This window comes from Hungatella sp. L36 (assembly GCF_014288035.1).
The window spans coordinates 142,329-160,828 of the sequence record NZ_JACOPC010000001.1 but is presented as its reverse complement, the minus strand read 5'-3'; the positions used below and the strand labels follow the sequence as shown (position 1 = coordinate 160,828).

The 18,500-nt window shown below is 49.8% G+C and carries 19 protein-coding genes; 1 reads left to right on the top strand and 18 read right to left on the bottom strand.

What is annotated here, in order from left to right:
• Positions 1–29 precede the first annotated feature (29 nt).
• From H8S80_RS00720 to H8S80_RS00635, 18 genes are all read right to left on the bottom strand, one after another.
• On the bottom strand, positions 30–629 hold the full coding sequence (locus H8S80_RS00720) for an ABC transporter ATP-binding protein (protein ID WP_117631458.1): 600 nt from the start codon (positions 627–629) through the stop codon (positions 30–32).
• Positions 592–1,575 (bottom strand): ABC transporter ATP-binding protein, encoded by a 984-nt coding sequence (locus tag H8S80_RS00715; RefSeq protein WP_002600814.1) that lies wholly within the window; start codon positions 1,573–1,575, stop codon positions 592–594. Before H8S80_RS00715 ends, H8S80_RS00720 begins: the two co-directional genes overlap by 38 nt.
• Positions 1,576–1,658: 83 nt before the next feature.
• The gene (locus H8S80_RS00710) at positions 1,659–2,474 is read right to left on the bottom strand and encodes an ABC transporter permease (protein WP_117631456.1); all 816 of its coding nucleotides are present in this window, start codon (positions 2,472–2,474) and stop codon (positions 1,659–1,661) included.
• Positions 2,471–3,454 carry an ABC transporter permease gene (locus H8S80_RS00705; RefSeq protein ID WP_029465660.1) on the bottom strand — a complete coding sequence of 328 codons (984 nt, stop codon included), beginning with the start codon at positions 3,452–3,454 and terminating at the stop codon, positions 2,471–2,473. The genes H8S80_RS00710 and H8S80_RS00705 overlap by 4 nt, the downstream gene beginning before the upstream one ends.
• A gap of 82 nt (positions 3,455–3,536) precedes the next feature.
• Entirely contained in the window at positions 3,537–5,216 is a 1,680-nt protein-coding gene (locus H8S80_RS00700) for an ABC transporter substrate-binding protein (protein ID WP_117631454.1), read from the bottom strand.
• 582 nt (positions 5,217–5,798) lie between these two features.
• A complete protein-coding gene (locus tag H8S80_RS00695) occupies positions 5,799–6,758 on the bottom strand; it encodes an adenosine deaminase family protein (RefSeq protein WP_002600818.1) in 960 nt (319 codons plus the stop codon).
• Positions 6,759–6,824: 66 nt separating this feature from the next.
• Complete coding sequence (locus H8S80_RS00690) at positions 6,825–7,355, bottom strand: GNAT family N-acetyltransferase (protein WP_117631452.1); 531 nt, start codon at positions 7,353–7,355, stop codon at positions 6,825–6,827.
• Complete coding sequence (locus H8S80_RS00685; RefSeq protein WP_181987922.1) at positions 7,352–7,933, bottom strand: VanZ family protein; 582 nt, start codon at positions 7,931–7,933, stop codon at positions 7,352–7,354. Before H8S80_RS00685 ends, H8S80_RS00690 begins: the two co-directional genes overlap by 4 nt.
• Positions 7,934–7,971: 38 nt before the next feature.
• Complete coding sequence (locus tag H8S80_RS00680; protein ID WP_002600821.1) at positions 7,972–8,148, bottom strand: hypothetical protein; 177 nt, start codon at positions 8,146–8,148, stop codon at positions 7,972–7,974.
• A gap of 93 nt (positions 8,149–8,241) precedes the next feature.
• Positions 8,242–8,916, bottom strand: a complete 675-nt coding sequence (locus tag H8S80_RS00675) for a 3'-5' exonuclease (protein WP_002600822.1) — start codon at positions 8,914–8,916, stop codon at positions 8,242–8,244.
• 82 nt (positions 8,917–8,998) lie between these two features.
• Positions 8,999–9,562, bottom strand: coding sequence for a Uma2 family endonuclease (locus H8S80_RS00670; protein ID WP_002600823.1), 564 nt, complete (start codon positions 9,560–9,562; stop codon positions 8,999–9,001).
• 324 nt (positions 9,563–9,886) lie between these two features.
• Positions 9,887–10,612: a transglycosylase domain-containing protein gene (locus tag H8S80_RS00665; protein WP_002600824.1), complete on the bottom strand. Its 726-nt coding sequence runs from the start codon at positions 10,610–10,612 to the stop codon at positions 9,887–9,889.
• Between the two features lie 243 nt (positions 10,613–10,855).
• Positions 10,856–11,602 carry a hypothetical protein gene (locus H8S80_RS00660; RefSeq protein ID WP_117631448.1) on the bottom strand — a complete coding sequence of 249 codons (747 nt, stop codon included), beginning with the start codon at positions 11,600–11,602 and terminating at the stop codon, positions 10,856–10,858.
• A gap of 14 nt (positions 11,603–11,616) precedes the next feature.
• Positions 11,617–12,393 (bottom strand): hypothetical protein, encoded by a 777-nt coding sequence (locus H8S80_RS00655; protein ID WP_181987921.1) that lies wholly within the window; start codon positions 12,391–12,393, stop codon positions 11,617–11,619.
• Positions 12,393–13,145, bottom strand: coding sequence for a cupin domain-containing protein (locus H8S80_RS00650; protein ID WP_118090696.1), 753 nt, complete (start codon positions 13,143–13,145; stop codon positions 12,393–12,395). Before H8S80_RS00650 ends, H8S80_RS00655 begins: the two co-directional genes overlap by 1 nt.
• A gap of 31 nt (positions 13,146–13,176) precedes the next feature.
• Complete coding sequence (locus H8S80_RS00645; RefSeq protein WP_117631444.1) at positions 13,177–14,565, bottom strand: ABC transporter substrate-binding protein; 1,389 nt, start codon at positions 14,563–14,565, stop codon at positions 13,177–13,179.
• Between the two features lie 71 nt (positions 14,566–14,636).
• Positions 14,637–15,467, bottom strand: coding sequence for a carbohydrate ABC transporter permease (locus H8S80_RS00640; protein WP_055656124.1), 831 nt, complete (start codon positions 15,465–15,467; stop codon positions 14,637–14,639).
• Positions 15,467–16,378, bottom strand: coding sequence for a carbohydrate ABC transporter permease (locus H8S80_RS00635; RefSeq protein ID WP_110321241.1), 912 nt, complete (start codon positions 16,376–16,378; stop codon positions 15,467–15,469). The genes H8S80_RS00640 and H8S80_RS00635 overlap by 1 nt, the downstream gene beginning before the upstream one ends.
• A 177-nt stretch (positions 16,379–16,555) precedes the next feature.
• On the opposite strand from H8S80_RS00635, the gene H8S80_RS00630 reads away from it, so the two are divergent.
• Positions 16,556–18,481, top strand: coding sequence for a cache domain-containing sensor histidine kinase (locus H8S80_RS00630; protein WP_117631443.1), 1,926 nt, complete (start codon positions 16,556–16,558; stop codon positions 18,479–18,481).
• Positions 18,482–18,500 lie beyond the last annotated feature (19 nt).

Genomic DNA, 18,500 nt, shown 5'->3' with positions numbered 1-18,500 from the left:
AGTGCCGCCGCCCCCAGTGCCGCCCGGCACTACAGTCTCAGCATTTTCGTACAGATCCGTTCCAGCAGCGAATCCGAATGACTCACCGCCAGAAGGCCGATTTCTCTGTTTTTCACTTCCTCCAGAAGGAAATTCCACAGCTGGCTCTGGGTAATCAAATCCAGCATCGTGCTGATCTCATCCGCCAGAAGGAACCGCGTTCTCTGTCCCAGCGCCCTGGCAATGCAGAAACGCTGGAGCTCACCGCCGGACAACTCCGAAGGGTACCGGTTAAGCCAGTCCGGCTCAATTCCCAGGCCGTCCATGATCCTCTGTTCCACCTGGTCCCCCTCTTTTAAAACCTCACCCATCTTCCACCTGGGATTGACCGACAGCTCCGGATGCTGCCATATCATCTGCACCGGGCAGTACCCCTTCCAGTCTGAAAGCGGCTTTCCGTCCAAAAGCACTTCACCGCTGTCCGGCTTCTCATATCCCGCCAAAATCTTGCAGAATGTCGTTTTTCCGAACCCGCTGGGTGCAATGAGCCCCAGGCGATCCGTGCTTGTAAGCGTCATACTCAAATTGTTTAAAATCTGTCTGTTTCCGTTGTCATATCGAAAAGAGAGCGCTCTCGCCTCCAGCTTCATATCTTCCGTTCCCTCCTTCCGCGGCTTTCCGGCATCTCACCATGCCTCCGCGAAGACTCGTATATTCCACCTCTTTGCCGCAGGTTCCATCTGCCAGTTCACACCGGGACGCATACGGACATCCGGACAAAAATTCCTTTCCGTAAGGCTGACTGCCCGAAACCGGGACGAAGCCGTGCTGCGGCATAGCGCGGAACAATGCCTTCGTATAGGGATGGCGAAGTCTTTCTTCCTCCTCAAAATCAGATACCGGAGCCTCCTCCACATTGGTTCCCGCATAGAAGACAACAATCCGATCGGCCGCCTCTAAAGCCAGTTCCAGATCGTGGGTGATCAGGAGAACTCCCGCCCCCTCATCTGCAATCTCCCGAAAATGAGAAAGCACCCGTTTGGCCGCTTCCATATGAAGTCCCGGCGTAGGCTCGTCTGCAATGACCAGTCTCGGTTTTTCCATCACCGCCGTGGAAATCAGCACACGCCTCGTCATGCCCCCGGATAGTTCAAACGGATACAGTTCCTCCGTCTCCTTTCCAAGTCCATAGCGTGCCAGAACCTCCCTGCATTTCCTTCTGGTTTCCGAATCCTTTTTGCCTTTCCTCACAGATGCTCCCGCCTTCATGAGCGGATCCAGATAGGAAACACTCTGAGGGACAAGAACGATCTCCCTGCCGCGCAGGGCTCTTATTCTCTTCCCCGTCAGCTCCATCCCATCATAATCAATGCGGCCTCCGGTCACGGCGTTATACGGAAGGATTCCCAGCACGGCGTGGGCCAGGAGGCTCTTGCCCGAACCGCTGGAGCCTACCACCGCCACCATTTCCCCTTCCTTCACCGTAAGACTCAAATCACGAATTGCGGGAAGCTCGATCTGGCGAAAGCCCCTTTCATACTGGGTAAATTTCACCGATAAATGTTCCACGGACAGAACTGTTTTTCTCTCTTCCATCGAACCTCTTCCATCCTTTCAATTTATTCCCGCGGGAATCAGCTGGGCGCGCTTACGGGTCCATCTGACTCTCGCGGGATATTTCACTGATGTGCGTGTGCCGGATCCAAAAGCTGGCTGATGGTGCTTCCCATAAAATGAAACAGCAGCACCACAAAGACCAGAAACAATCCCGGGAAAAGGGCGAGCCACCATTTTCCCATGGCGAGATATTTCATGCTTTCCGACAAAATGACACCGATGGCCGGCTGTTCCGGCGACAGTCCAAAGCCCAGAAATGTGATGCTGGCTTCGTGCAGGATCGCATGGGGAAACATCAGAACCAGCCCAACGAACAGCTGTGGAATCAGATGAGGCGTCATATGTTTCAACGCAATGGTAAGCTTTCCCTGTCCCAGTTTTTCCGCTATCTTTATGTACTGGCTCTGCTTCAGCTGCAGAACCTCTCCGCGGATCAGGCGTGCAAGGGAAGTCCAGTGCGTCAGCGCAATTCCGGTCACAACACCCCAAAATCCCTTTCCCAGTGCAAAGGATATGAGCACCAGCAAAAGGATATGAGGAATTCCCATGACCAGATCGATGAGCCCAATGATCAGGCCATCCGCGATTTTCCCCATGGTCGCGGCCAGAATTCCCATGAGAAATGCAATCACTGCGCTGATAGCCGCCGTCAAAAGCCCGATCCGGATGCTCATGGAAAGTCCCGTTATGGTACGGACAAACATGTCTCTCCCCATCCAGTCCGTTCCAAATGGATAAGAGAGACAGGGCGCCAGATTCTTTCTGGAAAAATCCGTCACCATGGCAGCCTCCGAAAGGAGCTGTCCTGCCACCGTAATTGCCGCCAGCATCAGAATCGACAGGCCCGCGAGAAGAATCGTCATCTTCCTCCTGTTCATGCCTTTGCCCTCCCTCTTCTGATTCTTGGATCCACGACGCCGTAAAGCACATTGGCGGTGAAATTCCCTGCAAATACAATCGCCGCGCTGATCACGGTAATTCCCAGAAGCAGCGGAACATCTCCGCCCAGTCCGGCCGTCACAGCCGCCTGTCCGATTCCCGGATAAGAGAATACCTGCTCTACCAGAACAGAGCCTCCGAAAATTTCACTGATCGAGGCAAACTGCAAAGTCATGGCAGGCAGTATGATATTGCGGAGACCGTGGCGCAGAATAATCTGCCCTTCGGACTCGCCTCTTGCCTTTGCAAACAGCACGTAATCGCTTTCCATGGCCTCGGCCATCTTCTCCCTGGTATGCAGTATGATGTTAGACAGCCCGGTAATGGAAAGCGTCAAAGCCGGCAGAATACCATGAGCGATTCTGTCGGAAACAGTAACTCCGGCGGCCTCCACTCCGATCGGAACACTTAAGCCGATCGGAAGCACCTTCAGCCATACGGCGAAGATCATGAGCAGAACCAGCGCCAGCCAGAATGCCGGCGTGCTGGCGGTCACCAGCGCGTACCCGGTTATAACCTTATCCGCCGTCTTTCCGCGGTTCGCTCCCGCCACCACTCCGAGCAGCAATCCTGCCGCACCGGATATCAGCCAGGCAGTTCCCATGAGCCATAAGGAATCCTTCAGCTTCACTGAGATCACATGGGACACCGGCTGGCGGTAAAGCAGGGAAGTCCCCATATCTCCCCGGAAGAAATCCTTTGCCCAGGAGACAAACCGCTCCACCGGCGGGGTATTCATCCCCCAGTATTCCTCCAGCTTCGCAATCTGTTCCTGGCTCATGGATCCCAGCGCAGTCTGCCCTACATTCGTCTTAAGCGGATCAAGAGGAGACGCCGACACCAGGAAAAAGGCCGCCGCACTCACCAACAGCAGAAGTACTGCCATCCGTATTAAATTTTTAAGAATAAACCATGGCATGCTTTTTTCCAATGCCGTACGCCTCCTGAATTTCCTTTTACTTTTATTTTCTTTTACTCATATTTTCTTTTACTCTTACTGCTTACTTCCAGCTCCACTGATCCACGTTATTTACAATAGACCAGCCGTGACCGTGAGGATGCAGCTTCTGCTGTGCCACAGCCAGATCAGATTTCGCCCAGTAAAGGTGGTCAATATTGACGAGCCAGATCCACGGAATATCGCCCTGTTCCGTAATACCGGTCTCTCCGTCCCACTGCGCTTTCTTCCACAGTTCATAAGACTCCTCGAGGCTGCTGCTTGCCAGTGCTTCATCCATATAGCGGTCCACGGATTCATTGGTGTATGGAGAGTATTCCGCCAGCCCTGTGTCCTTCATGGTGTGGTAAATATTATAAAGCTCCATCGGCGTATGTGCTCCCCAGCCCCACATCAGCGGTTCTGCCTGCGCACGGTCATAGGCGGTATCCCAGCCCACGCCTTCAGTCTTCACGTCGATGCCGATCTCCTTCAGCTGGTTTGCCGTATCTGCGGCAAGAGCCTGTCTCACAGAATCACCGGCCGGATACATCAGCGTAAAGCCAGCCTTTTTGCCGTCCTTTTCCCTGATTCCGTCATTTCCTTCTGTCCATCCGGCTTCCTCTAAGAGCGCCTTCGCGCCTTCCGCGTCATACTTTGTTTCTGCCGCGTTATTGTACCACGGCATCTTGTCGCAGACACTGTAGGCCGGGCTTCCGTAACCGCTCAACACATTTTCAATCATTTCGTCTCTGTTGATGGCGATATTGATGGCCCGTCTCACACGCACATCTGCGGTAAAATCGTTACCAATGGGATTTCCGTTGGCATCGCTGCCTCCCGCTGCTATGGCCGGAAGATTGAAACCGCGGTTGTCCACTGTCTCGAAGGAAAGCAGATCATAGCCGGAAATGGTCTGATCTGAATAAGAAGCCGCCGTATAGGCAAGATCCACCTGTCCGGACTGCACCGCCGCAAACGCCGCGTCCTCTTCCATAAACAGCACAGTCACCTTCTTCATCTTCGGCGCTTCCCCGTAATAGTCGGGATTTGCCTCAAATATCACCTGCTGCCCTCTGTCCCACTGCTTCATAATATAGCGGCCGGAACCGATCGGGTGCTCTCCGTAATCAGCGCCATACGCGTGCTCCGGAACGATTCCCACGATTGCCATGGTATACGGCCAGATCGAATAGGCCCGTTTCATGTGAAAAACCACGGTCATGTCGTCCACCGCCTCAGCGGAGTCCAGCATGGTAAAATCATTGACTGAGCTCGTACTCTTCAGCGTATTATATGTAAATGCCACATCCTTCGCAGTCAGCTTCTCTCCGTCGGTAAAGGAGACGCCATCCCGAATCTTCACGGTCCAGGTTAGTCCGTCATTGCTGACGCTCATATCTGTAGCAAGGTCGTAATCAATCTTTAAATCCGCTGTCGTCACGGTCAGCGTGCTCTGAATCAGCGGCTCATGCACGTGTTCTCCCGCGCCCCATCCATAGGCCGGGTCAAATCCCGCCTCCGGCTCCGAGCTGGGCCCCATCACCACGATTACGCTGTCTTTACCCGCGCCTGTTCCTTCAGTCGTACTCTCAGTACCGCCCGCCGCACTCTGCTCCGTGCGCTCTTCCTTTCCTTCCGTCCCCGTTGCTTCCTGACTCTTACCGGCACTGCATCCAGTGATCACAATCGCTGCCGCAGCCAATAAAACCGCTGTTTTCAGTTTCCATCCTCTTTTTTTCATCTTTCTTTCCCTTCCTGTTTTCTGCCGGCAAAGGCTCATAAAATATAACAGACCAAGCATAACAGGAGATGCAGCAGCGGTTTTAGATACGGCGTAAGGCCTTTGGCGCAGACGTTTTCGCGTACTATCCTAAAGGAATGATCTGCAAAATAAAAATACCAGGTTCAGGCGTACTCCTTGGGAATACTCATACCTTCCTGGTATCTGATCATCATTCTATTCACTTCTGCTCTGCTGACCGGTACCCCGGTTACTGCGATTCCTATATCGGTTGTATTGTTATAAACTTCCGCTATTGTACCGTTACGCAATCATACTATTATTTCCCACATTCTGAGTCCAGAGTGCAAAAAACAGAAATTGTCATATTTCATCCGTAACGTAGTATTGTCATATTTTATCTATATTTGCTTTCATCCAATGCCATGCATTTCTTATGCCTGCAACCATTCTGTTTCAGGGTGGTGACTTCAGTCAGCCGTTATAGAAAGTATACGAAAAAAGAGGGAAAACGTCAATCATATTTCACGCAAACGTTTGATGAAAATTTGTGTTCTCCCTCCGTGTATAATAGTTCCTCATTCAGCCCACCGGCTGCAGCCCGCACACCCTGATCTCATCTAATTCTTCTGCCAGAAGGGTACCGTGATCATAGAGCCGCTGGTACTCCTTCGATACATCGCTGTCAAACATCAGCACATCGTCGGAATTAATTGTCACTTCGATCCCCTCCCGGTAGAGAGTCTTAATCGGATGCTCCTCGTAGGAAGACACCCGCCCCAGCTTCCGGTTGCTGGTTGGCGTTATATTCAGCCTGATCCGGCGCTCTGCGAGATACTGCATCACCTCTTTCGAGTTCACAGCTGCGATTCCATGCTGAACCTCGTCAAGATGAAGGAGTTCCACACCAGTCCTGATATCTTCCGCCGTTCCCCACTCTCCGATATGCGCCTTCCGTACAAGATGATTTTCTTCCGCCTTCCGGTAAACAGGCACAAAATTTTCAATCGGCTGGGCCATCTCATCGCCATACAAATCGATTGAATAGAACTCCGGCCGTCCCCAGAACGGTTCCAGCTGTTCCAGCAGCCATTTCACCGGACAGTGCCTCGAAAGCCCGATTACAAGCCGCAGTTCAAGATCAGGCGCATACTGGTCCCGTGCCGATAAAAATGCCTCTGTCAATCCATTCACATCATGGCCAAAGTACTGCCCCAGCCCCCATACGTCCTCTCCAATCTCCAGGACTGTGACGCCGTCTTCCCTGGCCTGAACAAACGCCGCCTCAATGAGGAAACGCCGTCCTTCCCCGCTTTCAAAATACTTTCCAATATACTCCTGATTCCAGCGGTCCATCTCCTGCATCGATTCCAGAATGCCTTCCAGCGCAGGAATCACGAGCCCCTTTCTTTCACGAATAAAGGCCCTGCTGCCTCCCAGCACAAAATGATTATGTAAGTCCGCTTTCGGAATCTGCTTCACCCGCTCTGTATCCCCATCCTTTAACGCCTTTATAAAGGCTTCCGACCATTTATCACCCATACCCGAACTTCCCTTTCTATTTATTATTATCATCCGTCAAATGATCATCCATCAAATGATGATCCGTCAATCCAGACCTTCGCTCCTGTCGCGTAAAAATATCTCCCTCCGATAACCTCCATACTTCAGCGCAGTTTTTACCGGTTTAAAGCCCTGTTTGATGATATTCTGCCTGCTGTACCGGTTTTCCGGGTGCACCGTGCACATAAAATAACGGTATCCCTGTTCTGTCAGTTCCTGCTCCGCGTGCTGCATCAGCCTTTTCTGGAGGCCTGCACCACGGTACTCCGGAAGAATTGCCACGGAATCCATATGAGCCACCAGCAAAAGCTCCGATTCCGGAAGGCCAATATCGCGCCCCAGATTTTCCTCGGAATCCCCTGGAAATGTCGTAAGTAAAATTCCAGCCACCGCGCCCGAGGGCTGATGAATCGCCTTATAACCGACTCCGTTGCTGTATTTCAGCATTTCGTATGTGTACTCTGCATTATCGGCCGCAAACCACTCCTTCTCCTCCATCGCCTCATATACTTCCTGAATAATGGAGGCAAAAAGCTCATAATCCTTCTCCTCCGCTTTCACAATCTCAAATGTCATTTCGTCTCTCCTTTAACCTGCTGACCAGATGTCTCTCTGACCCGAAATCCCGGGATCCACAGTGGTCTGTATCTTTTCATCAACCAAAATACACCATAGCCCAGAACAGCGCCCAGCGTGTTGAGCCACAAATCATCGATATCCGTCCCCCTCGCCTGGGGCAGCTGACAGATCTCCACCGTAAGCGAAAAAAAGAAGCCCGCAAGGGCCGCTTTCTTTAAGGACTCCCCTTTCCAGAGAAGCGCTGTGAAAAAGCCCGCCGGCATGAACATCACGATATTGCCTGCTATATTAATCATGGGATAAATCCAGTTTCCGTCTGACAGGGCTTTCCACGAATCCACAATAATGCGGAACGGAATCAGATTGATCCTCGAAAATCCCTTCATCCCCACAAAACCGGTAAACCCGCCATCCGCGCTGCGCGGAATGACAGTAATGGATGCCAGCCCCGCCATAAAGAGCAGAAAGCACCACAGTCCTGCCTCATGACATACTGTGGTGCTCCTGTGACTCTTACGCAGCCTCCGCACAGCGATTAAACGGACGATCCATATGACCGGTACCGCATACGCCATGTAAGGCGCCATATTCCTTATGTATATCAAAACAGTGTTCATACAGCGGTACGCTCTGTTTCCAATTGTACTTCCTGGACGTTTCCTCTGGGAACGTAATTCTCTGAGGCCCGCTGTGCGGCTGTGCTGCGGCTGTACATTCCCGCTCCCAGCAGTACAAGAATAATACAAAATGCAATCAGCATGACTTTGTTATACAGATTCTTATCCTCCATCTCCCTGTCCTTTCCTGCCTTCCGGCACGCTTCACTCTTTTCTTTCAGTGTATCACAAAACAGGCGCCATGTCTCTTTCCGTTTTCTTACATCTTATACAACAATATTTTTCGTATACCTGCAGACCGGGTAGTTGGAGCAGCCATAGAATGGTCCGAATTTGCCATTTCGTTTTGTAAGCTCTCCCCCGCATCTGGGGCAGACCGGAATGTCCGCGTCCTTCAAAAGTTTTCCCATATGCTCATAGCAGATCTGGTTCATCACGCAGTCGTTAAGCGCCCGGTGAGCCCCCTCCGAACTGATCTTAAAATACTCCGCCAGATCCGTAAGCCGGTAATGGGAAAGCCCCGGAAGGCATGCTCTGGCCATATATAACGTATCTATAAAATCGTTGAGCACTGCCGTCCCACACACCTCGCCGGCCACGCGGTTCAGAAACAGAAGATCGAAAGACTGAATATTATGGCCGATCAAAATCTCTCCGCCGATAAAGTTTAAAAACTCCGGCAGGATATGAGCGAGCCCAGGCTCATTCTGAACCATCTCATCGGTAATCCCGTTCACCTTCGTGGCCCCTGCCGGAATGGGACGTCCCGGATTCACCAGCCTTGAAAAGGTCTCCACCCGTTCATGATTCTTCACCTTCAGGGCGGATATCTCGATGATATCATCCTTTACCGAGCTGATTCCCGTAGTTTCCAGATCAAACACCACATAATTGTCCACATATTTGCTGAGCCTTTTTCCTTTGTTTTCCGCTGCTGCCATAATCGTTTCTTCCTTTCCGTATATCAGCTTCCTCGTTTTCCGTAATTATACCGGATTTCCCGCAGGATTTCCACCAGAAACTTTACTTCTGGTGTTTTAATCTGGAGAAATCAAACACCAGTCCCCTGCACACCCTGGACCCCAGCGCACCGGAAAAAGAGGCCAGATCCATATCACCGTCATCGAAGTAATAGACGTAACCGTGATCCCAGTCCCGATCCACGATCCAGTACTCTTTCACACCGGCATTCCGGTATCTGGTCAGTTTGATCCGGTAATCCATATACTGGGACTCCGGCGCTACCACCTCGATCACAATCTCCGGCGCCCCGTTGCAGCCATGGTCCGTCAGCTTTCCCCGGTCAAGAATCACGCAGAGATCAGGGATCAGATAGGTCGTCCCCCCACCGGCCAGAGTAAGGCCAAATGGAGCCGTACGCACTTCGCAGAGTCCCGGATTCTTTTTCCGGTACTCTTCAATCATTTCCTTTAAAATTCTGACAATCCGCTGATGCCACCGTTTCGGTTTCCTCATAATATAAATCCGGCCATCAATCCGCTCGGCAAGCGGTTCCTCTACAGCGTTTGCACTTCTTTCTCTTGTATTACACTCTCTTGCATTACTTTCTTCTGGCACATCTTTCACACTTCAGGCCTCGCTTTCTTAAGACTCCACGCCCCATACGAATCCATTTCCAGCCTCATGTCCGATTATAGCATTTTATAGTAAAGTTTACAATTTTATCATGTTTTTATTTTCGTACAAGAGAAGACTGTCCCTGATCCGCTTGACGCCCCCTTGCTTAACGCTCCTACAATTATACTTGTTTTCCCAGAGTACTTCCAGTCATTTTTCCTCTTCCCCATTTTCAATGCTTGTCACTGCACATAAAAAACACCGGGGCCGCTCCGCTCAAACTCTTTCTCAGTCTGGAGTAACACCGGTGATTTCAATATTTAGTTAATCAGATTAATTGATTGCAACCATCTGTGCCGCCACTGTTTCCGCTTCTTCCGTAGAGAAGTAGCCACAGTCTTCCATGCGTCTTAACACCTGCATCTGGCGTTTTTCCGCCAAAACGGGATTTTTTGTCGGCGCATATCTGGAAGGTGCATTCGGGATTCCCGCCAGAAGCGTGCTCTCATACTTACTCATCTCTTCCGGCGCCTTGCCAAAATAGCCTTCGCTGGCATCGGCCACGGTGTAATATCCGTCTCCGTAATAGATCGTATTTACATACAGCTCCAGGATCTCTTCCTTGCTGTAATTACGTTCCAGGTCAAAAGCCATGAAGACCTCGGCGGCTTTCCTCGTCATCTCCTTTTCCTGGCTGAAGTAAAGATTCTTTGCCAGCTGCTGGGTGATGGTGCTTCCGCCCTCCACGAACCTGCCTGCACGCAAGTCATTAAACACGGCTCTTCCGATGGCGATGAGATCGATTCCCGAGTGATTGTAAAATCTGTGGTCTTCCACAGAAACCACCGCGTTCACATACACCTCCGGCAGCTCTTCAAATGTCGTATAATGTTCCTTATCCTGAATGGACTCTACTTTATCTGCCAGACTCATCTGATCCAGCGCGTTCCGGTACATGGAGTATCCCTTACCGGCAACAACGAAACCGGAACAGATACAGAGTACCATTGTCAGAACGATAAACCATTTAATTAGTTTCGTAACCTTTATTTTTTTCATTGCATCTGCTCCTTTCTTTTCGGTTTCAGACTTTTTTCGTTTTACTGGTTCTATTGTAACAGATTTTCAAACGGAAGACTTTAATAAACCCTTATAATAATCTGACAGATTCTGGCAAATACTGACGAGAATCTGAACAATTATTACGAAAAACAACATTCTCCCCTGTTTACAACAGGAAAACAGGCGCCGTTCTGCCGCACCCTCCTTCTCTGTGCGGCAGATCGCGCCTGCCCTGTCTGTTTAATAAAAATACGGACACATTTCTTTTCCTGGTACCACAACCTCAAACCATACGTAATCGATATAATCCCCGCTCTTCATCGGAGATACGATGTGAGCCACCTCATTGGGAATGCAGATCCAGTCACCTTCTCTGACCTCCACTTCCTCATCCTGAGCCTTAAACAGGAATGGATCCGTCCCTGGAAGTCCATAAAACCACTGGTACAATTCCGGATGCGTGTGCGGTTCCAGCCTCGCCTCCCCAGGCCCGGTCACTTCTCCAAGGCTCATCCGGCTCACATAATACTGGTGAAGAACCGCATAGGATTTTAATTCCGATGCCCGGAACCCCTCGATGTACAGATGCCAGTTGGAATGCGTATGAAACCACGGCAGTACAATGTGGTACATTTCATGATGCTTCCAGTCTTCCTCGCTCATCCTCTGGCTAAGCTCCAGATATTCCATCTCCGTATCTGCCTCGATCGAATACTCCTCATGGTCAAAATCCGGGCAGAACAGGCACCTCTCCGTAATTTCAAATACCTGGCTTCCGCTTCTGATCCGGCCTGTTCCCTTAAAGATGAAAAGCGCGGTGACACGGTCTGCGTAACAGGCAGGCCATACTCTTGCGCCGGCCTCAATCCTGCATTTATTCGTAAAGATTCCTTCCATCGCCCCCGGCAGCATCTCTCCCCGGTAATAGCCTTCAGAAACGCGATGAAACAGGATATCTTCTCTCTTCACGTAGGAAATAATGTTCATTTTTCTTCCTCCTGTCAGTCCTGTACCTCGGTCAGGCTTCCATTATGAATCTGGCATAGATAGTATTTCTGCAGATCCTCATCCGTAAAATACTCCACCCAGACATAAAAGACTTCCTTACCGGGCTTCGCCAGAAGCTTATGGTCCTTTCCAGCATAGATAAAGCTCCAGTCACCTGGCTTCTGCGGCTCTGTCTCTTCCTCCACCGTTAAATCAAAGTCCGAATTGCCCAGGCAGTAATTCCACTGATGAAGAAGGCCGTGTCCCTTCTCATCCGTCCCTTCCCCGATTGCCTTTACTACTCCAATGGATACGTGCCCTAACTGGAACGGCTGAAGAATGCTGTAAGACCTTGTATTTGGCCCCTTGCAGTCCTGATCGTACTGCACTCCATCCGAATATTTGCTGAAAAACGGAAGATGCAGATTCCATTTTTCATAGAATTCCCTGTCCCACTGATTCATAGAAAAGACAGCCCTGATGAACTCGCTATCTTCTACCGCGTGAACCGTATATGGAACACGGTCGAAATCCGGAATAAAAAAGGAAGGTTCTGTTACGTTATATAAATCATACGGTGTCGTTATATATCCTGTTTTTCCATTAAAAATAAGAATGGTAATCTTCTCCCGATCCAGTTCAGGCGTTACACTGCAGCCTGCCCGCAGGGAACAGCGGTAAAATTTTGCATTGACCGCATCAGCTCCCGGCAGAAGTTCTTCCTGCGCGTAACCAAACCCGTTATATTCGCGCCTGGCCTTCTCCGCCCTGCATACAAAATTATCCATCATCAAAATCCCTCCGTCTGATATATTCCGTGTTCACTGGTATAGAGTTCCACCCAGACATAATACACTTCTTTGCCTTCCTCCGCACACAGACTATGATCGAGTCCCGCCGGAACAAAGCTCCAGTCCCCTGCTTTCTGGTGAACCTTCTCGTCCTCCACGGTCAGGGTAAAATCGGAATTTCCCACACAATAGTTCCATTGATGAACCTCGCCATGGCCCTTTTCTATGGTTCCTCCCTCCGCGGAGCCGCCGCCATGAACCACACCGATCGTAAGCTTACCCAGTCTCCCAAAATCCCCGAACAGAACGGATTTTGACCACGTTCCGGCTGTCTTGCAGCTCTGGTCATATCCATAGCACTGCCTGACAGTTCTGAAAAATGGGGTATGTACCCTGCACTCTCCCGCTCTCACACGGTCGTAGTCATTCATATCTGCCGCGCACATAATAAATTCCATGTCTTCTACAGCATAAACATAATACTCCGCGTTTTCAAAGTCCGGAGCGTAGAAGCTAAGCTCTTCAATCTTAAATCCTCCATCTGTTCCGGCTACGTATCCCCTCCCCTTTCCGAAGATCAATACCACTGCCTTGTCCGCATATCGAGGCGGAGTTACCCTTGCTCCCGCTCTCAGATAATACTTGTAATTCTGTATTCCTTCCACTGTGCCCGGCAGAAGTTCCACACACTCCGTTCCGTCACTGCCGTACGCCTTTTCGAAAGCGGCGTCCTCAAAATTCATAATTGCCATGTCTTCCATCCTTTCCTGCGCCAATGGCTGTTTAGTTATATTTTCCAGCGGCATAATCCTTGAATATCTCCGCATATCTGGCCGTAAAATCTTCCCTGGATATCTGCTGATTTACGTATCTGGACCAGATTTCTTCCAGGTCAGTCGCAAGAACTGCCGGTGTGAACTCCCACATGGATTCACTGGCCTTTCCAGCCGCCACATGATCCAGCACATCGACCGCGATACACGGAAGTTTATCTGAAATTTCCAGAGACACGATGGATGTCGGACTTCCCATTGTCTCCTGATGCCATACACGGGCCGCCTCCGATGATATAATATAGGAAAGGAAATCCTTAGCCGCCTTCACATTCTTCGACTGGCTGCTGACCCCTGCACACATGGTCTGGATCTGTAAATGATTCTTGTCCGCATCGTTGGAGCACGGAATCACATCCTGCTTAATATGGTTCATCAAATCCGGATTCACATTCATGATATTGGGATACTCCCAGCTACCCTCGCCGGTCAGCATGGCCGCCTCTTCTAAGAAGAACGCATTTCTGGCCGTCCATTTGTCAGTCGCTGTGGCGTTTGGCTGGGCATACTGAATGGCAATGTCATAGTAATCCAGGAATTCATTCATCTCCGGATCGTTTGCCAGATCCATATCCTCTCCGGCCAGCATCTTCTGGATAAAATCGAGTCCGCCGTTCTCTTTATTGCCGAGCCATGTCGGTCCTACCCAGTTAAACAGGTTCAGATTTGTCTCCGCCCATTGGTGCATAAAAGGCTGAATTCCCGCGGCTGTCAAGTCCTCGCACAGTTTTTTCAGTTCATCTCTGGTTTTCGGAACCTCTTTCCAGCCTGCTTTTTCAAGCAGCGCCATGTTGTAAAGAATTCCCGTCCCCTCCAGATAGATCGGCGCCACCACAACCTTGCCGTTCACAGTGCCGAGAGTCTTCTGATCCTCTGTAAACAGTTCATACGCAGGGAAGTCCGTACTTAAATCTGCCATATAGTTGTTCCATTCCTTAAATGGTTCCCCGTAATTTGTTCCGATGATATCCGGAAGCTCACCTGCTGCAGCTGCGGCTTTCAGCAGGTCATTATAATCCGAGGTGGACGGAAATGTTGCTTCAATCGTACCGATCTCCGGATGCTCCGCCTTATACGCCTCGATCAGAATATCAAAGTTGTCGGTCCACTGTCCCAGCGGCATGGTTACCGTCAAATCGACAGAGCCATCCGCCGCCTTTTCTTCTGTGGGCGCAGGTGTCTCAGCTGTCTGCTGCTCCGACTTCGTCTCTTCTGCCGCCTTCTCCGCAGCAGCCGTCGTGACAGGCGTCGTCCCCGCTTCTTTTCCCCCGGAGCACGCCGTGACAGACATCGCCGCCAGCACCGCCGCCAACATCAGAGAACTCACTCTTTTCTTCATAAGTAATACCTCCTTCTAAATAATAATTTAACCAACAAGGGATTTTCCCTTCGTTTTCTCATACGGACGCGCTAACCTTTCACCGCTCCTGCGGCCACACCATCAAGCACCTGTTTCTGCGAAAAAATGAAGAAAATGAACAAAGGCAGGATTGAAAGGGATATTGCTCCCAAAGCCGTGTCCCAGGCAAAAAATGCTTCATTAAACAGAGACTGCATGGCTATCTGAAGAGTCCTGAGCCCCTTTTTCGTCAACAGGAACTGCGTCATTAAGTAATCATTCCAGTACGTGATGACATTGAGTGAAGCTACCGTAAAAACCGTTCCTTTAATCAGCGGGAATACAATGGTCCAGTACGTCTTAAGCGGGCCGCAGCCATCGATCCTGGCCGATTCCTCAATTTCATACGGGACTGATTTCACCGCCCCTGCAGTCAGAAACATGCTCATAGGCATGGAGAAGACCCAGTTGCTGATCACCACGCCGTAAAGATGGTTGGTGAGCTTCAAAAATCCCGCCATCTTCGCAAACGTAATCATAATCCCCTGAAACGGCACCGACATGCCCGCTATGATGATCAGATACCATGCCTTTGTGAATCTGCATGGATGCCTCACGATCCAGTATCCCATCATTCCGGCAAACACAATACTGCCGATATTGGAGAAAACTGCTATGATCATGGTATTTTTAAATACAGTGGAGAAATTCAGCCTTTTCCATGCCTGCTGGTAGTTGATAAGCGTAATCTCCTTTGGCAGAGCGCTGATATTTTTCGCAATCTCCGAGTATGGCTTAAAGGAGTTCAGCACTACCAGGTACAGCGGGACGATGACGATCGTCACACTGACAGCCAGAATGAGTAACGATACTCCGATTCTTATCTTTTCCGAACGCTTCATTACAGCTCCACCTCCCTCTTTGAGGTTGCATAAATCTGGATCATGGTAATTGCAACAATGATGACAATAAAGATACAGGACTTGGCCGCACCGTAGCCAATCTGGTTCGACCGGTAAGCCGTCGCGTAAATATTCATGGTAACGCCTTCGGACGAACGGTAAGGATTGCCGTCGGTCAGCGATATATTAGTATCATACAAAAGCATTGTCCAGTTGATGGCAATAAACAGGCACTGGGTAATGGAAGGCATAATCATGGGAATGATCACATTTTTAAGCACCTGCAGCGGTGACGCCCCGTCTACGATCGCCGCCTCCTGTAAATCTCCTGGTATTGAGGCAAAGCCCGCACTGTAGATCAGCATCAGATAGCCGGAGAGCGTCCAGGTAAATACGATGACCAGAGCGGTAAAGGAGGACTCCGGAGTCGTAAACCAGTTTTGGGAAAACCAGGAAAGCCCGGTGGCCTGTCCGAACTGCACAAATGCATTCTGAAAGATGAATCTCCATAAATATCCCAATACCACACCTCCGATGATACGCGGGAGGAAAATGACAGCCCTCCAGAAATTTCTGAATGGGATGGGCTTCGACAGAATATAGGCCCAGCAAAATGCAATCAGGTTGGAAAACAATACCGAAAGAGCGGAGAACCGGATGGTAAACCATACTGATTTCCAATATCCCTTGTCCTGAAATGTCCGGAAGTAATTGTTGATCCCCACCATCCCATACGTCTGATCAATTCCATTCCAGTTGGTAAAGGAGTAATAGATTTCTCCAAAAAACGGAATGACGAACAGCGATGAAAACAGCAGGATTGCCGGCCCCATAAAGATAAAATAATACTTGAACTCTTTTGGCAGCTTTCTGCTGGTGACCGCTGCCGGCTGTATTTTTGCTTCTTCCATAAGCTCACCTCTAACTTTTCTTTATTTTTTCCGGTCTCTTTAATCGCATTATACTTCCTGCTAACATTTTCATGCACTGTCAATATTTACCTTTTGGTGCACTATTTTGACATCGTCTTGCAATGATTCAGACTATTCATTATAATAAGTTTAAACATTTCGAAAGAGGATCTGAGTATGAAAAAACATTTTATCAGCATCAATACCCGGTTTATTACGCTGCTCGCCCTGTGCACAATCGCCCCCATGCTGATTTTCTCCTTTTATTTCTATTCCTACGAGAGATCCCGGGCACTGGAGCAGTACAGACGGGAGTCTGAGATCAATATGTCCGTAGCCATAAAAAATATTGAATACTATATCTCCACCTGCGTCTCCTCTGCCAGAACAGTTTATTCCAATCCTGACCTGCATAATATTCTTTTGAAAGGCAGCCCGCAGGACTTTGTCTCCCAGGAATTCACGGAGCCGGGCCGGATCTTCAGCTATATGCAGGGCATTTATACCGTTGCCCCGAACGCCAGGCAGATCCGTCTCCTCTCCTTCCGTTTAAATAAAAGTTTTCTGCTTATCACAAACACACTGCAGAAATCCATGATATCCTTAAATGCGGCGGAAGCGGAAAGGCCCACATTCTCTGAATATACCGACGTTACCATCGAACCGGTCCATCCCATGTCGACGTACGGTCACAGGACCTACTATTCATCCGGAAGTCTCGATACGGAGGAGGTCTTTACGATATGGCTCCCCATTTACAGCATCTCAGCAGAGAAACAGCTGCTCGGCGTCCTTTCCATTGACATGCCTGCTACGTTTATCTACGATAACTGCTGTCTTGCCTATAAAGAAGGGGAATTTGTCTGTATCGTTAATTCCGATGGAGAAATGATACTTTCCGGAGCACCGCAATCCGGGGATATCCTGCTTTCCGATCCCGTAGTAAAAAAACTTCTGGCTCCCGGCCACGATACGTTTCATTCTTTCACAGAGGATGGCGTTCTATATCTGAAATCCAGTTTCCCTGCCTCCTACTTGGACTGGCATATGATGAAAGCTGCGCCGGATTCCAGTATCTACAGCAGTACCGATTTACAGCTGCGTTTTCTGACCACTACCTTCCTGCTGGGCGTGCTGCTTGCTACTGTGCTCAATTCACTTACGCTGACCAGACTTACCGGACCGCTCAAAAAGGCCACCCGGTATTTGACAAAGGCGAAGGGGAAGTCCGGTGACTTTTCGAAGTTCCAGCTCTCGGACTATTTGGGATACCGCCAGAATGATGAGTTAAAAATGCTGTTTGATTCCATGCAGGAAATGATGGACTCTATCCAGCACTATACCATCCGCCAGTACAAAATGGAATTACTGCAGCAGGATACAGAGCTTAAGATGCTGCAGGCTCAGATCAATCCACACTTTATCCATAACACGCTCCAGTGCCTGGCCAATAACGCTCTGGCTAACAACGATCTTGCCCAGTACGACTATATCACAGCATTGGGCCAGATGATGCGCTATGCCATGGAAATCTCCCAGACAGTCTCATCGCTGGGGGAAGAGCTTGACTATGTATACCGTTATTTTACACTGCAGAAAATGCGGTTCTGCTCTTTTGCGGAATTTAAGATATGCCCCGTCTATCCCAGGCTGTTTCTTCTCCCGAAGATGACACTGCAGCCACTGATTGAAAACTGCATTTACCATGGCGGCGTCATGAAAAAAACGGATGGCTTTATCGAGTTTACGGCAGAAACAGAAGGGGATTTTTTCGTTCTCTCTATTTGCGACAACGGGCAGCCGATTGCGGCAGAACGGGCGCTGGAGATGCAAAAAAGCTTTTCTATGCAGAAGGACTGGTTTGTGGAACGATATGCCCAGCTTGAGACTGCCTCCAACTACCGTTCCCTGGCGCTCGGTTATTACGCGGACGGAATTCCCAGAGAACATATTGGCATCAACAATGTTTTTATGCGCCTGCTTTTTCACTTTGGGGCAGACTGCACCATCGAGATCCTCGCTAACGACTATGGCGGTACCACCGTTCGGCTTAAGCTCCCCGGCCAGCCGCAGGTCTCCGCACCCGACACAATTTATTTTTAGCTCATATAGAGGAGGCATG

Bases quoted from the DNA above. Each gene is read 5' to 3' on its own strand.
- H8S80_RS00720 (WP_117631458.1), bottom strand. From the start codon at position 629: ATGAAGCTGGAGGCGAGAGCGCTCTCTTTTCGATATGACAACGGAAAC.
- H8S80_RS00715 (WP_002600814.1), bottom strand. From the start codon at position 1,575: ATGGAAGAGAGAAAAACAGTTCTGTCCGTGGAACATTTATCGGTGAAA.
- H8S80_RS00710 (WP_117631456.1), bottom strand. From the start codon at position 2,474: ATGAACAGGAGGAAGATGACGATTCTTCTCGCGGGCCTGTCGATTCTG.
- H8S80_RS00705 (WP_029465660.1), bottom strand. From the start codon at position 3,454: ATGCCATGGTTTATTCTTAAAAATTTAATACGGATGGCAGTACTTCTG.
- H8S80_RS00700 (WP_117631454.1), bottom strand. From the start codon at position 5,216: ATGAAAAAAAGAGGATGGAAACTGAAAACAGCGGTTTTATTGGCTGCG.
- H8S80_RS00695 (WP_002600818.1), bottom strand. From the start codon at position 6,758: ATGGGTGATAAATGGTCGGAAGCCTTTATAAAGGCGTTAAAGGATGGG.
- H8S80_RS00690 (WP_117631452.1), bottom strand. From the start codon at position 7,355: ATGACATTTGAGATTGTGAAAGCGGAGGAGAAGGATTATGAGCTTTTT.
- H8S80_RS00685 (WP_181987922.1), bottom strand. From the start codon at position 7,933: ATGGCGTATGCGGTACCGGTCATATGGATCGTCCGTTTAATCGCTGTG.
- H8S80_RS00680 (WP_002600821.1), bottom strand. From the start codon at position 8,148: ATGGAGGATAAGAATCTGTATAACAAAGTCATGCTGATTGCATTTTGT.
- H8S80_RS00675 (WP_002600822.1), bottom strand. From the start codon at position 8,916: ATGGCAGCAGCGGAAAACAAAGGAAAAAGGCTCAGCAAATATGTGGAC.
- H8S80_RS00665 (WP_002600824.1), bottom strand. From the start codon at position 10,612: ATGAAAAAAATAAAGGTTACGAAACTAATTAAATGGTTTATCGTTCTG.
- H8S80_RS00660 (WP_117631448.1), bottom strand. From the start codon at position 11,602: ATGAACATTATTTCCTACGTGAAGAGAGAAGATATCCTGTTTCATCGC.
- H8S80_RS00655 (WP_181987921.1), bottom strand. From the start codon at position 12,393: ATGATGGATAATTTTGTATGCAGGGCGGAGAAGGCCAGGCGCGAATAT.
- H8S80_RS00650 (WP_118090696.1), bottom strand. From the start codon at position 13,145: ATGGCAATTATGAATTTTGAGGACGCCGCTTTCGAAAAGGCGTACGGC.
- H8S80_RS00645 (WP_117631444.1), bottom strand. From the start codon at position 14,565: ATGAAGAAAAGAGTGAGTTCTCTGATGTTGGCGGCGGTGCTGGCGGCG.
- H8S80_RS00640 (WP_055656124.1), bottom strand. From the start codon at position 15,467: ATGAAGCGTTCGGAAAAGATAAGAATCGGAGTATCGTTACTCATTCTG.
- H8S80_RS00635 (WP_110321241.1), bottom strand. From the start codon at position 16,378: ATGGAAGAAGCAAAAATACAGCCGGCAGCGGTCACCAGCAGAAAGCTG.
- H8S80_RS00630 (WP_117631443.1), top strand. From the start codon at position 16,556: ATGAAAAAACATTTTATCAGCATCAATACCCGGTTTATTACGCTGCTC.